This is a genomic window from Mesorhizobium helmanticense, assembly GCF_003034915.1.
Lineage (GTDB): Bacteria > Pseudomonadota > Alphaproteobacteria > Rhizobiales > Rhizobiaceae > Mesorhizobium > Mesorhizobium helmanticense.
Genome location: NZ_PZJX01000026.1, coordinates 110,749 through 123,913, shown reverse-complemented (window position 1 = coordinate 123,913; position 13,165 = coordinate 110,749). Strand labels below are relative to the sequence as shown.

The following is a 13,165-nucleotide window of genomic DNA, read 5'->3' as shown; positions in this document are numbered from 1 at the left end:
CTGAACCGGGCTTGGGAGGAGGAAAGCCGATCCGACTGCCTAAAATCATGCGCTTGCCAGGTTAACGAGACGTTACCGGGTTAACGAAACGTTAGCGCGAAATCTTGCCAGTCGGCCCTCTATGGTTGCAGCCTACCAGCGCGAATTGGGTGCGGTCTTGCTGGCAGCCTTTGCCGTCTGGCTGGCGTCCGATGCCGGTACCTTTGCCGCCGACACCGTCGCCTCGACATGGTCGACCAGTGCATCCGGCAGGCCGAGGCGGCCGGCGAGCAGATCGAGATAGCCCCGTTCGGCACGCGTATCGGGATCGATGGTCAGGCGCGAAGCGGTGTAGAGTTCGAGCTTCTGCGCATCGGTCTGGGCGCCGGCGACCAGCGTATCAAGATCGAGCGGCGTCTCCAGCTCCGACATCAGGAATTTCTCTGCGTCGGGGCCGATGCCCGCGAGGCTGAGCTTGCCGGCGATCTTTTGCCGCTCGCCATCATCGATATGGCCGTCGGCCTTCGCCGCCGAAATCATCGCCCGCACCAGCGTCAGCGTGAAGGCGTCCTCGCCTTGCGGCGCCTGCGAGGGGTGGAAGCTGGTGTCGGCGGGCGGCGGCAGCAATTCCGGTTCGCCGGCCGTTTGTGCTTCCGCCGGCGCGCTGCCGCTCTTGTAATTCTGGTAGGCCTTGTAGGCAAGGCCGCCGATCGCGGCCAGGCCGCCAAGCTTGACCGCGGCACCGGTTACCTGACGCCCCGCGCCGGTCCCAAGCAACACAGCGGCCAGAGCACCCGCGGCCAGCGGATTGTCCTTGGCCATCTGCACCGCCTGACCCGCCTTGTCACGGACGGTCGACCCTGTTCCGGGAATTTGCGAACCAAGCAGATCGTCGAGAAGCTTCTTGGGATCGAGCATCAATGCCTCCAGAATTGGCCCGGCCGAACGTGCACGGGCAGGTTGCGGACGTTGAAGAGGTAGGCCCCGCATAGCGACATTACAATGACGGGCTGCCGCTTTGCCAACGACGGCGGAAGCAGGCGGATGATAAGGATTTACCCTGTCCTGACGCGTCGGCCCGAAAATCGGAATCGATTTTCGGGAAGCACGATGCGTAGATAAAAAGTGTTAGAGCGTACTTTGTGCGTCCAAATGGGCGCACGTCGCTCTAACGTCCGATATGCGGCTCTCTGCCATGCGCTTGCGCCAGTTCGACCTGGCGCTGGCGCTCGGCATAGCGCGCACGGTCCTCGTCGGAACGGGCATCGAAACAGTGCGGGCATGATATGCCGGCGGTGTAGTGCGGCGACAACAGGTCGTGCCCGGTCAGCGGATGGCGGCAGGCGCGGCAGAGTTCGGCCTCGCCCTCGACCAGTCCGTGCGATACCGAGACGCGCTCGTCGAAGACGAAGCACTCACCTTGCCAGAGGCTTTGTTCGGCCGGTACCTCTTCGAGATATCTCAGGATGCCGCCCTTGAGATGGAACACGTCCTCGAAGCCGAGCGACTTCACATAGGCCGTCGCCTTCTCGCAGCGTATGCCCCCGGTGCAGAACATGGCGATCTTGCGGCCATCGAGTTCGGCCCGATGCCGCTGGACCCAGGCCGGAAACTCGCGAAAGCTGCTCGTGGCCGGATCGACCGCGCCCTTGAAGCTGCCGATCGAGACTTCATAGGCGTTGCGCGTGTCGATGACGATCGTGTCGGCGTCCGAGATCAGCGCATTCCAGTCGACCGGTGCGACATAGGTGCCGGCGCTTGCCGCCGGATCGAGACCTTCGACACCCATGGTGACGATCTCGCGCTTTAGCCGTACCTTCATGCGGTGAAACGGCATCACGGCAGCGCTGCTGTATTTCACCTCGAGACCGGCAAGACCGTCGATCGCTTCCAGATGGTCGATGAGCGCGGCGATATCAGCCTCGCTGCCGGCGACCGTGCCGTTGATGCCCTCGCGCGCCAGAAGCAGCGTGCCCTTGATGCCTCGCCCGCAGCAGAAGGCAGCAAGCGGCGCCCGCAGCGCCTCAAAGGCATCGAGCCGGGCGAAGCGGTAGAGCGCGGCGACGCGAACAGGTTGATCGTGACTGGAAATTGTCATCGCCAAGCCACTAAACTCTGCTGAAAGCCATTTCAAGGCAGCGTGAACGAGGCACGGGCGTCGGGAGGCTGGGCTGCTGGCGTGCGTGACATCGCGACACGCCTGCCTTCGTGGACTCGAAATCCGCCTTCTGCTAATCGGTTGAAATCCTCGACACCGGAGAGACAAGCCAATGTCAGCCAAGACCGAGAAACTCCTGTCGCTCCTCAACGGCCAGCCGGTCATTCCGGTGCTGAAGATCGCCAATGTCGCTGACGCCGTACCCCTGGCCCGCGCGCTGGCGCGTGGCGGCCTGCCGGCGATCGAGATCACGCTCCGGACCGCCGATGCGCTGGAAGCGATCCGGCGCGTGGCCGGCGAAGTCGAGGGCGCCATCGTCGGCGCCGGCACCATTCTGGACGCACGCCAGTTCGACGAGGCCGCGGCAGCCGGCTCGAGGTTCATCGTCAGCCCCGGCATCACAATTCAGCTTCTGGCGGCGGCGAAAGACAGCCCGGTTCCGCTGCTGCCAGGCGCCATCACTCCCGGCGAGATCATGGCCGCCCGCGAGGCAGGCCTGCGCTTCCTGAAATTCTTTCCGGCGGAGCAGTCGGGCGGCATCGCCTCGCTCAAGGCATTCGCTTCGCCGCTCGCCGATGTGAAATTCTGCCCGACCGGCGGCATCACCGGCAAGAACGCCGCCGACTATCTCGCCCTGCCCAATGTCAATTGCGTCGGCGGCTCCTGGGTGGCGCCGGACGACATGGTCAAGGCCGGCAGATGGGATGAGATCGAGGCTCTCGCTCGCGCGGCGAGCCAACTCGCACGATAACGCGGCGGTGAAAAAAAGGCCCGATCGGCTTTCGCGGATCGGGCCAGTTCGCTCTTGTGCCGCGGGATCAGCCGCAGACCTTGACCTTTTCGACGACCTTGCGGTGATGCCGCCAGTGCGTGACCATTTTGGTCCTGCAATGGTTTTTCATATGCATATGGTCGTTGGATTTGACGATCATCGTCGCAGCCTGCGTTGGAGCAATGGCGGCCGGAGCCGCCGCCAATGCGAGAACCGACCCCAGTAGAATGGTCTTCATGAGTATTCTCAGGTTGGAACGCACCTATTCTAACCCGCAAACAGGTCGGCTGTTCCAGCCTCACGGGAAGTTTAGCTTGCCGTGATCCTGCAGGCCGGCGCTGGTGTCGACCGCATCGCCGGCTGGTGCACGGTCATAGACCTGAGCCGCGATCACACCTTCAAGGGCGCTGCACACACACAGGGGCTGCTTAAGAGCAAAAAGCCGCGCGGTTGCCCGGCGCGGCTTTGTATGTGGCTTGTTCGGTTCGCTACTTGGTCTGGAAGCGGGCGACCGACAGGAACTTGACGGCATTGCCGGTGAACCGGTTGGCCTCCAATATCTCGCCATTAGGCTGGAAGCCGACCGCGTAGACCTCGTTCGGTGGGGTGTGGACGATGTTGTAGGCGTAGCGCGGCGCCGTCGTCGCATCGGAAACGGCCGCGACAGTTTCGCCGCTGCCCAGCGCCCAGCGGGCGGCTTGCGGTGCGGCGGCAACAACCAGAGCCTTGGGGCCAGGCTTTGAATCGCGAGCAGTTGCCCGGGCTTCCTTGCGGGTGGTCTTCACACCTGCGCCGATCGCCGCTGCCGGATCGGAACCCGCCGGCCGGCCAGCGACAGCCTCGCGCGGCGATGCCGCGTCGGCGCTTGCCGCATCGCTGAAGACCGGGGCCGGTTCGGAGAGCGAAGCGACCTGGTAGCCGTCCGTGACGCTGACCTTTTCAAGAACCGCCTTGACCGCATCCGGTTGGGTGCTGTCGGGGCGCGCCGTCGGCAGCACCGAAAACGCATCGGTCGCGGTCTTGCCGTGCTCGGCCGTGCCGGCCAGCGCCATAAGCACGTCCTTGTCCTGCGGCGCCAAATCGTCCGCCGAAAGGTCGGCCGGCAGCGAGTGATCGGGACGCCAGGTCGGCACCGGTACGTTGTTGGCCGCAACCTGAGCCGGGTCGCCAGCAGTTGACGGCTCAGCGGACGGGTCCGCCATGCCGAAGGGAACGCTTGCCGGCGCTTGCGCGGTCGCCACCGTCTGCTCGGTGGTGGCGGTGGCATCGGCCATGCCGAAGGGAACGTCCTCGGGCGGCTGGGCACCGACATCGGCCTTTGGCCGCGGAGCGAAATCAGGCAACGGCACGCTGCGCGCCGGCAGGGCAGCGATAATCGTCTCCGGCGTATCCTGCTCCGGTTCCGGAGCCGGCTCAGGCGCATCGGCGATTTGCGGGATATTGGCGCGCTTCGCATCCTTGGGCGACACGATGGCAATACCCGGAAGGTTGTCGCTCTTGGCGGCCGGCTTCGCGTTTGCCAGCTTTACGCTCTTCGACTTCGGCGCGGGCGCGGCTGACGCCACATCGGCGCTGTCATCCGCCTCGTCTTCACCACCGCCAAAGAAGGCGGCTAGCAAGCCACCGGACCTTTTGGACCCGCCACCGGCGCTGGCCAGTTCGATGTTGGGAGTGCCGGCGCCCTTGCGCGCCTTATAGGCGGCAAGCGCCTGCGCATAGCCAGGCAGCGGCTTGCCGTCGCTCGGCACATGCAGCGTCTTGCCATTGGGGAACACGCGCGCCAGTTCCTGGCGGCTGATGCCGGGCCAGTGGCGCACATTGCCGACATCCATGTGGACGAAGGGCGACCCTGACGACGGATAAAAGCCGACGCCACCGCCCTGCATCTTGAGGCCGATGTCGCGCAGTTTCTTCAGCGGCACGCCGGGAATGTAGAAATCCATGGCCCTGCCGAGCATATGCTGGCTTTTCTGGGCGACGCCCCTGCTGCGGCCGCGCAGCATCGAATTCGTCGACGGCGAGCGATAACCGCAGACGACCTGGATATAGTCGGTGGCGCCGCTTTGCCGATAAGCCTCCCAGACCAGATCCATCAGACGCGGATCCATCTTGGTCGGCTCGTTGCGGCGCCAGTCGCGCAGGATGATGTTGATCTTCCTCAGGCCCGACTGGTCGTAGCGGCCATTTCGCTTGAAGACGATCTCCGCCTTCTCGTGCGTATGGAGGTTATACAGCTTGAGCGAGCGCGTATCCGCGCTGGCGCCCGTTGCAGCCGCTACAAGAAAACCACAGGCAAAAATCACCGCTGCCAGCCATTTCGGCCAAGCGCTCATGTGATCGTGCCGCCCGTTTGTGTGTCGTTCGACTTTGTTCAAATCAAAAGGCCTTGCAGGCTGCCGTTTGTCCCCGGATTTGCCCAAACGGATGCGTTGTTGTCACATCCGAATATCGATCCTAATGGTTAATCATCACTTATTGAAGCCGAAATGCGGTAACACCGTGGCGATATCCCGTCAAAAATATTGCACAGGGTTTCTTGGTAAACCGCTGGTTTAGATCATGTTTCAGCCCTTGCCCGAAACACGATCTGTTACAAATTGCCTCAATCCGTGAACATCGCCACGGACGTGCAACCCTCGCACCCGTCATGCGCGGATTCGTTGGCACAATCAGGAGGCGAGCCGGTCGACACGGCCCGTTTCGGGGTCGATGCCATGTTCCTTGAGCTTCCTGTAGAGCGTGGAGCGGCCGATGCCCAGGCGGCGGGCGACCTCGCTCATCTGGCCGTTATAGTGGTCGATGGCGAGCTTTATCATTTCAAGTTCGACGTCGGCCAGAGCCCGCACATTGCCGCGTTCGTCGAGCGCCCGCAGCGTGCCGAAGCGAGGTTGCAGCCTGGCCGGCGCATCAGGCCCGGTCGCGGCCATGCCGTCTTCGTCCGGCCCCTCGCCGCGTGATTCGGTGGCCAGGTCGAGCAATGCGGAAGGCGGCAATGCGCCATAGGCATCGAGATTGACGGTGCCATCGACCTGCGCCCGGATCTGCGGAAACTCCTCCACCGTCAGCACATCGCCTTCGCAAAGCACCGAGGCCCTGAAGACGGCATTTTCGAGCTGCCTGATGTTTCCCGGCCAGTCATAGGCCTGCAGCATGGTGAGTGCGGCGGCCGAGATGCCGTTGAGACGGCGGCGCGGATCGGCGGGCGCGACCTTTTCCATGAAGTGTTCGACAAGGTAGGGAATGTCGTCGCGACGATCGCGCAGCGGCGGCACGAAGATCGGATAGACGTTCAGCCGGTAGAACAGGTCCTCGCGGAACTTGCCGTCCTTGACCTGCTGCAGAAGGTTGCGGTGCGTCGCCGAGATCAGCCTGATGTCGACCCTGACGGTCGAGCGCCCGCCGACCGGATCGACCTCGCCGTCCTGCACGGCGCGCAAAAGCTTGACCTGCACGTCGAGTGGCAGGTCGCCGATCTCGTCGAGGAAAAGCGTGCCCGAATGCGCTTCCACAAACTTGCCGGTGTGCTTTTCGGTGGCACCGGTGAACGAGCCCTTCTCGTGGCCGAACAGGATCGATTCGACCAGATTGTCGGGAATGGCGCCGCAATTGACTGTGACAAAAGGTTTCGAGCGGCGGTCGCTGCTGCCCTGGATGGCACGCGCCACCAATTCCTTGCCGACGCCCGATTCGCCTTCGATGAGGATCGGGATGTTCGACGCGGCCGCCTTCTGGCCGAGGCGGATCACCCGGTCCATCGCCGGGCTGTGCGTGATCAGATCCTTGAAGGTCAAATGGTCGCCGCGCCGCCGCGACGTGCGCTTCACCTCGCCCTCGACCGCCTCGACCTTGAGCGCATTGCCGATCGATGCCTGCAGCCTGTCGGGAGAGGCGGGCTTGACGACGAAATCGAAAGCGCCGTGGCGCATCGCCGAAACGACGGTCTCGATGCCGCCCTGGGCGGTCTGCACAATGACCGGAACATTGATGCCGCGCTCACGCATCGCCTTCAGCACGCCGATGCCGTCGAGGCCCGGCATGACGAGATCGAGGATGACCACCGACACGTCGCGCGCATTGGGCCCGTCGAGAACGTCGAGACCTGCCTCGCCGCTGTCCGTGACAATAGCCGTGTGGCCGAATTTCGTCACCGCCGCCTCGAGCAGCCTGCGCTGCACGGGATCGTCATCGACTATGAGTATGGAACCTGTCATGACTGGATCAACTATGCCACCCAATATGCCCCAGGGAGACTGCGCCCTATGGATCATCTTGGCACAGGGTTCTAAATAAGGTTTCAAAAAACCCGGTGAACGAATTCCTTAGGATTTGACCGGCTTCCCATTCCCCTCGAATTTTGGCCCCTCGAATCTGGTTCTTGAATACATGGCAATGCATATGGTTTTTGGTCGGCAGCGAGCGGCGGCGTCCGGTCAGGGCGCGGCGGAACTCGGCAACCTGCCGGAATGGAACCTCGCCGATCTCTATTCGGGCATGGACGCCCCGGAGCTGAAGCGCGACATCGCCAGGGCGGCCGCCGATGCCATCGACTTCGAGAGCCGCTGGAAAGGCACGCTCGCCGCCGAGGCCGGGCGCGGCGACGGCGGCAGGCTGGGTGAAGCGCTTGCCGCCTATGAGGCGCTGGAGGAACTGATCGGCCGGATCGTCTCCTATGCCGGGCTGGTCTATGCCGGCAACACGGCTGATCCGCAGCGCGCCAAGCTCTATGGCGACATTCAGGAGAAGATGACCGACGCCAGCGCGCATCTTCTGTTTTTCGCGCTCGAACTGAACCTCATCGACGACGTTGCGATCGCGACCGCGCTCGCCGCCGATCCCGGTTTCGCCCACTACCGGCCATGGGTGCTCGACCTGCGCATGGACAAGCCCTACCAGCTCGAGGACCGGGTCGAGCAGCTCTTCCACGAAAAGTCGATCACCGGGCGCGGCGCCTGGAACCGCCTATTCGACGAGACGATGACCGATCTGCGCTTCGACATCGACGGCGAGGAACTGACGCTGGAGCCGGCGCTCAACCGGCTGCAGGACGCCGATGGCGACGTGCGCCGCCGGGCCTCCGAGGCGCTGGCCGCGACCTTCCGCAAGAATTTGCGCACCTTCACGCTGATCACCAACACGCTGGCCAAGGACAAGGAGATTTCCGACCGCTGGCGCGGCTTCGAGGACATTGCCGATTCGCGCCACCTCGCCAACCGCGTCGAGCGCAGCGTGGTGGACGCGCTGGCCTCTGCCGTTCGCGACGCCTATCCACGCCTGTCGCACCGCTACTACGCGATGAAGGCGCGCTGGCTCGGCATGGACGTGATGAACCATTGGGACCGCAACGCGCCGTTGCCCGAAACCCCGCAAGCGGTCATCGGCTGGGACGAGGCCAAGAACACGGTGCTGTCCGCCTATCAGCGCTTCTCCCCCGACATGGCGGAAATCGCCAGGACATTCTTCGATCGCAACTGGATCGATGCGCCGGTCAGGCCCGGCAAGTCGCCGGGCGCCTTCGCGCATCCGACCGTGCCGTCGGCGCACCCTTACGTGCTGCTCAACTACATGGGCAAGCCACGCGACGTGATGACGCTGGCGCATGAACTCGGTCATGGCGTGCACCAAGTGCTGGCCGGCGGCCAGGGCGCGCTGATGGCTTCGACGCCGCTGACGCTGGCCGAGACGGCATCCGTCTTCGGCGAGATGCTGACCTTCCGCTCGCTGCTCGAGCAGACCACCGACAAGCGCGAGCGCAAGGCCATGCTCGCCCAGAAGGTCGAGGACATGATCAACACGGTGGTGCGCCAGATCGCCTTCTACGAATTCGAGCGCAAGGTGCATGCCGAGCGCAAGAACGGCGAACTGACATCCGACAGGCTCGGCCAGTTCTGGCTGGAAGTGCAGGCGGAAAGCCTCGGGCCGGCGATCAAGCTGCGCGAAGGTTACGAGGTCTTCTGGACCTACATTCCCCACTTCATCCATTCGCCCTTCTACGTCTATGCCTATGCTTTCGGCGACTGCCTGGTGAATTCGCTCTATGCGGTCTACCAGAACGCCGAGCGTGGCTTTCAGGAGAAGTATTTTGCCATGCTGCGCGCCGGCGGCACCAAGCATCATTCCGAACTTCTGGCGCCCTTCGGCCTCGATGCCACCGACCCTGCCTTCTGGCAGATCGGACTCGGCGTCATCGGCGGCCTGATAGACGAGTTGGAGGCACTGGACAATTGATGCCCGCAGGCGAGCGCGCGGGGCAGGCAGAACAGTTTAGCCGCGATGCATATTGAAACCATTCTATTCTTGCGTTGAATATTTGTTCTTGAATAACTTTCTATGGAATTTTTCCGTTAGCTTTCCGGGGGCTGTATGATAGCGTCCCGCCTCAAGCTCAACCGGGCGCGCGGCTCGGGCCGGAAGATTCTCCGGCCGACAACGGCGCTTCGGCGAATGCGACAGCGGCCGTTGGCCTTGGCGGGAAAAGCCGGTTGCCGACAGCTCGATCGAAGCCGGCTGTTCCGCGGACCGCGGAACCACCATCGAATGGTCCTTCGCCAAGGTCGCTGCTCCTGACCGCGGCAGATGGACCGGACTGGAGAGAGAGACAATGGGCACTTTTTTCTACATGCTCCTGGCGTTCCTTGTAGGTGTGTTGGTTGGCTGGTTCATCTGGGGACGACTGCGTGGCGAACTCGACAGCCTGCGCGGCGACCTCGACCGTACACGCAGCGAGCGCGACAGGCTGCGCGCCGACTCCGATCGTCTGACCGGTGAGCTGGATGCATGCGGCCGCACCCGCGCCGATCTCGAGCGCCGGCTGGCCGAAGCGCAAGCCGCCAGGACCGGCCCGGCCAAGGCTGCGGCCCAGGCGCCGGCGGCGCTGATGTCGACGCCAGCGCCAAGCAAACCCGCGGCAGCGGCATCGAAGACAAGTGCGACCAAGGCAAGTGCCCCTAAGGCGAGTGCCTCCAAGGCGGGCGCATCGAAGGCGGCGACATCGGGCGTTGCGAAGACAAGCACTGCCGCGAAGAAGGCTGCACCGGCGGCAAAGAAGGCCACGACAGGCAAGGCGACAGCAGCGGCAGCCGGAAAGGCCAACGATCTGCGCCGGCTGATCGGCATCGGCCCGGCCAACGAGAAGCTGCTCAAGGGGCTGGGAGTCACGAGCTATGCCCAGATCGCCGCATGGACGGCAGCCGACGTCGTGCGCATCGAGAAGACCTTGAACTTCGATGGCCGCATCGAACGCGAGCGCTGGATCGAGCAGGCCAAGCTGCTCGCCGCCGGCGACGAAGCGGAATTCGCACGCCGCTTCCCGACCGCGGGGACCGCCAGCAATACCTGAATTGCCTGCCGGCATCGAACCCAAGACAACTGGCGGCGTCCCCGGGGCGCCGCCAGTTCGCTTTCTACATCACGGCTGTCTTTGCGTCCTGAGACGCCGTTCCCTCGATTGCGCGGGATCGAGGCCCCATATAGAGCGATCGATGATCGCCATTGGCCGCAGCATCCGAGCCTCATGTCCCTGCCCTCTGCAATTTTCCGCAACGACAAGAGCGCGCGTCAGCTCGTCTTCGACGATCCTGCCGACATCCTTGTGGCGCATGAGGCACAGGATTTCCTGCCGGCGCTCGAAGCCGCGCAGGCCGCGCACAATGCTGGCAAATGGCTGGCCGGCTATCTCTCCTACGAGGCCGGCTATCTGCTCGAACCGAAGCTCGTTCCGCTGCTGCCGGGCGGGCGCCGTGCCCCGCTTGTCTGCCTGGGCGTCTTCGACGCGCCTGTCGAACAGGCAGTCGGGCGCGACAACGCTGCTGCAACCAACGGCCCGATCTTCGACGCAAAAGCGGCCTGGTCATCGCAAGACTATGCAAAGCGCTTTGCGCGGCTCCACGACCACATCCGCAAGGGCGATTGCTATCAGGGCAATCTAACTTTTCCGGTCCATGCGCAATGGTCGGGTGATCCGCTGGCGGCGTTCGACGCGCTGACCGAACGCCAGCCGGTGAAGTACGGCGCGCTGGTTGCGCTCGGCGATCCCGTCGTTCTGTCGCGGTCGCCGGAACTGTTTTTCGAGATCGATGCCGAAGGCATGATCGAAACGCACCCGATGAAGGGTACTGCCCCGCGCGGCGCGACCAAGGCAGAGGACAAGCGGCTGAAGGCGTTCTTGTCCAACGACGAGAAGAACCAGGCCGAGAACCGGATGATCGTCGATCTCCTGCGCAACGACATCTCGCTGATCAGCGAGGTCGGCACGCTGGAGGTGCCGGAGCTTTTCCGCATCGAGACCTACCCGACCGTCCACCAGATGGTGAGCCGCGTGCGGGCGCGGCTTTTGCCCGGCCTGACAATCCGCGAGGTCTTTGCGGCACTCTTTCCCTGCGGCTCGATCACCGGCGCGCCGAAGATCAGCGCCATGGAGATCCTGCACGATCTGGAAACCGCGCCACGCGACGTCTATTGCGGCGCCATCGGCTGGATCGCACCTGGCGGCACGATGCGCTTTTCGGTGGCGATCCGCACCATCTCGCTCTTTTCCAGTGGCGAAGCAGTCTACAATGTCGGCGGCGGCGTCGTCTTCGATTCGACGGCCGAGGAGGAGTATCAGGAGTGTCTGCTGAAAGCGCGCTTCGCGACGGGAACGCCGCCGATTTCGAGCTGATCGAGACCATGCGCTGGGAGCCCGGCCAGGGCTTCCTGCGTTTCGACCGCCACCTTGCGCGCCTTTACGGCTCGGCAAGCGAACTGGGCTTTGCCTGCGATCCGCGCAAGGTCGGCGAGGTGCTGACAAACGTCATCGACCGGCCTGGCATCGCCTTGCGCACACGCCTCGTCCTGTCGCGCAATGGCAAGGCGACGGCGTCGGCCGTACCCTTCGAGCCGCTCGCCGCCGACAAGGTCTGGCGGCTGCAACTGTCGCGGGTACGGCTCGATTCGAACGATACGCTGCTGCGCCACAAGACCAGCCGCCGCGGAACCTACCAGCGGGCGCGCGCCGAATATCTGATCAGCCGAGCCGACGAAGTGCTGCTGGCCAACGAACGCGGCGAAATCTGCGAAGGCACGATATCAAATCTCTTCGCCGATTTCGGCGACGGCGCGCTGGCGACGCCGCGGCTCGATTGCGGCCTGCTCCCTGGTGTCCTGCGCGGTGAGCTGCTGGATCAAGGCCGCGCCCGAGAAGCGATCTACACTTTGGACGATCTCAAGTCGGCCAAGGCGCTGTTCGTCGGCAATTCGCTGCGCGGATTGATCCCGGCGCGGCTGGGCTGACGCGATCCGATTGGGCTCCCATATAAAAGGCATGAGCATCCCCGCCCACACGCCCTATGACGGCTCCTCGAAGCTTTTTGCCATCGGGCTGAAGCCGCTCGACTTCGATAGCTGGATCGAGGTCGATGGGCATCTGCTGCCTCATCTCGCCGAAAAGCGCCGGCTGTATACCGAAATCCCCGGCAGCGTCTTTGTCGAGGAGGACAGCACGCGCGACGCCCAGCGCGAGGTGCTTGATCTGCTCGGCGCGCATTTGCTGGCGAAGCATCCGGACGTCTATCGACGCTCTGGCACCGGGATCGAGGTGATCGGCACTGAGGCCGGAACTGCCGGCGGCTTCAGCGATGCGCCGCTTGTCGCAGCCTCGCTGCTTGTCCAGGAAGATCTGATCCTGATGCGCCGTGACGAGAGTGGCTGGCGGCTGGTTGCCGGCTCGCTCTGCTTTCCATCCTCGTGGTCGCTGATCGAAAAATTCGGCAGGCCGCTGCAGGAAATCCACGCACCGGTGCCGGGCTTCGGCCCTGGCACGCGACCGGCCGACCTTATCAACCGCATGTTCGACGGTCTTCAGGGCCAGGCCGTCGAGCGCTACAACTGGTCGATCCAGGCCGGCGATGCGCTCTACCATCCCCTCTCGAACCTCGAGCGCATCGACCGCACCGCCAGCCGCCCCTCCAGATTTCCGGATGGCGACATCGATGCCCGCGCCTTCATCCGTGTCGAGCGGCAGACGCTCAGGAAACTTCCCGCCTCGCGTGACGTCCTGTTCACCATTCGCATCCATCTCGATCCGCTCAGCGTGCTGGCGCGCCATCCCGATCGGGCAAGGCTGGCAGCATCTTTCGCCGCGCAACTCTTGGCCCTCGACGAGGCCCAACTCGACTACAAGGGCATGACATCGGACCGCGACCGGCTGGTTGCCTTCCTTAACCACATGGCGAATGCGGCCTAGCCGGCGGTTGGCGCTTTTCACTGGTTTATGACAATGA

The 13,165-nt window shown here is 63.8% G+C and carries 11 protein-coding genes; 6 read left to right on the top strand and 5 right to left on the bottom strand.

The features are described from left to right. Positions 1–132: 132 nt before the first annotated feature. A complete protein-coding gene (locus C9427_RS13070) occupies positions 133–897 on the bottom strand; it encodes a tellurite resistance TerB family protein (protein WP_107649579.1) in 765 nt (254 codons plus the stop codon). Positions 898–1,147: 250 nt separating this feature from the next. Continuing rightward, complete coding sequence (trhO, locus tag C9427_RS13065) at positions 1,148–2,077, bottom strand: oxygen-dependent tRNA uridine(34) hydroxylase TrhO (protein WP_107649578.1); 930 nt, start codon at positions 2,075–2,077, stop codon at positions 1,148–1,150. Positions 2,078–2,249: 172 nt separating this feature from the next. Between trhO and C9427_RS13060 the strand changes: the two genes are divergently transcribed. Then, positions 2,250–2,888, top strand: a complete 639-nt coding sequence (locus C9427_RS13060; protein ID WP_107649577.1) for a 2-dehydro-3-deoxy-phosphogluconate aldolase — start codon at positions 2,250–2,252, stop codon at positions 2,886–2,888. A 67-nt stretch (positions 2,889–2,955) separates the two neighbouring features. Here the strand turns inward: C9427_RS13060 and C9427_RS13055 are convergent, their stop codons facing one another. The 3 genes from C9427_RS13055 to C9427_RS13045 all read right to left on the bottom strand — a co-directional run bounded on the left by C9427_RS13055 (position 2,956) and on the right by C9427_RS13045 (position 7,120). After that, the gene (locus C9427_RS13055; protein ID WP_107649576.1) at positions 2,956–3,147 is read right to left on the bottom strand and encodes a hypothetical protein; all 192 of its coding nucleotides are present in this window, start codon (positions 3,145–3,147) and stop codon (positions 2,956–2,958) included. 250 nt (positions 3,148–3,397) lie between these two features. After that, positions 3,398–5,242: a peptidoglycan L,D-endopeptidase MepK gene (locus C9427_RS13050; RefSeq protein ID WP_107649575.1), complete on the bottom strand. Its 1,845-nt coding sequence runs from the start codon at positions 5,240–5,242 to the stop codon at positions 3,398–3,400. Between the two features lie 336 nt (positions 5,243–5,578). Then, positions 5,579–7,120: a sigma-54-dependent transcriptional regulator gene (locus C9427_RS13045; RefSeq protein WP_107649574.1), complete on the bottom strand. Its 1,542-nt coding sequence runs from the start codon at positions 7,118–7,120 to the stop codon at positions 5,579–5,581. 178 nt (positions 7,121–7,298) lie between these two features. Between C9427_RS13045 and C9427_RS13040 the strand changes: the two genes are divergently transcribed. The 5 genes from C9427_RS13040 (at position 7,299) to C9427_RS13020 (ending at position 13,128) form a co-directional block, all read left to right on the top strand. Then, complete coding sequence (locus tag C9427_RS13040) at positions 7,299–9,134, top strand: M3 family oligoendopeptidase (protein ID WP_167434336.1); 1,836 nt, start codon at positions 7,299–7,301, stop codon at positions 9,132–9,134. Between the two features lie 373 nt (positions 9,135–9,507). Beyond that, a complete protein-coding gene (locus C9427_RS13035) occupies positions 9,508–10,245 on the top strand; it encodes a proton-conducting membrane transporter (protein WP_107649573.1) in 738 nt (245 codons plus the stop codon). A 174-nt stretch (positions 10,246–10,419) separates the two neighbouring features. Next, positions 10,420–11,565 (top strand): aminodeoxychorismate synthase component I, encoded by a 1,146-nt coding sequence (locus C9427_RS13030; RefSeq protein ID WP_107649572.1) that lies wholly within the window; start codon positions 10,420–10,422, stop codon positions 11,563–11,565. Continuing rightward, the gene (locus C9427_RS13025; protein WP_107649571.1) at positions 11,514–12,176 is read left to right on the top strand and encodes an aminotransferase class IV family protein; all 663 of its coding nucleotides are present in this window, start codon (positions 11,514–11,516) and stop codon (positions 12,174–12,176) included. The genes C9427_RS13030 and C9427_RS13025 overlap by 52 nt, the downstream gene beginning before the upstream one ends. A gap of 31 nt (positions 12,177–12,207) precedes the next feature. After that, positions 12,208–13,128, top strand: a complete 921-nt coding sequence (locus tag C9427_RS13020) for a heme-dependent oxidative N-demethylase family protein (protein ID WP_107649570.1) — start codon at positions 12,208–12,210, stop codon at positions 13,126–13,128. Positions 13,129–13,165 lie beyond the last annotated feature (37 nt).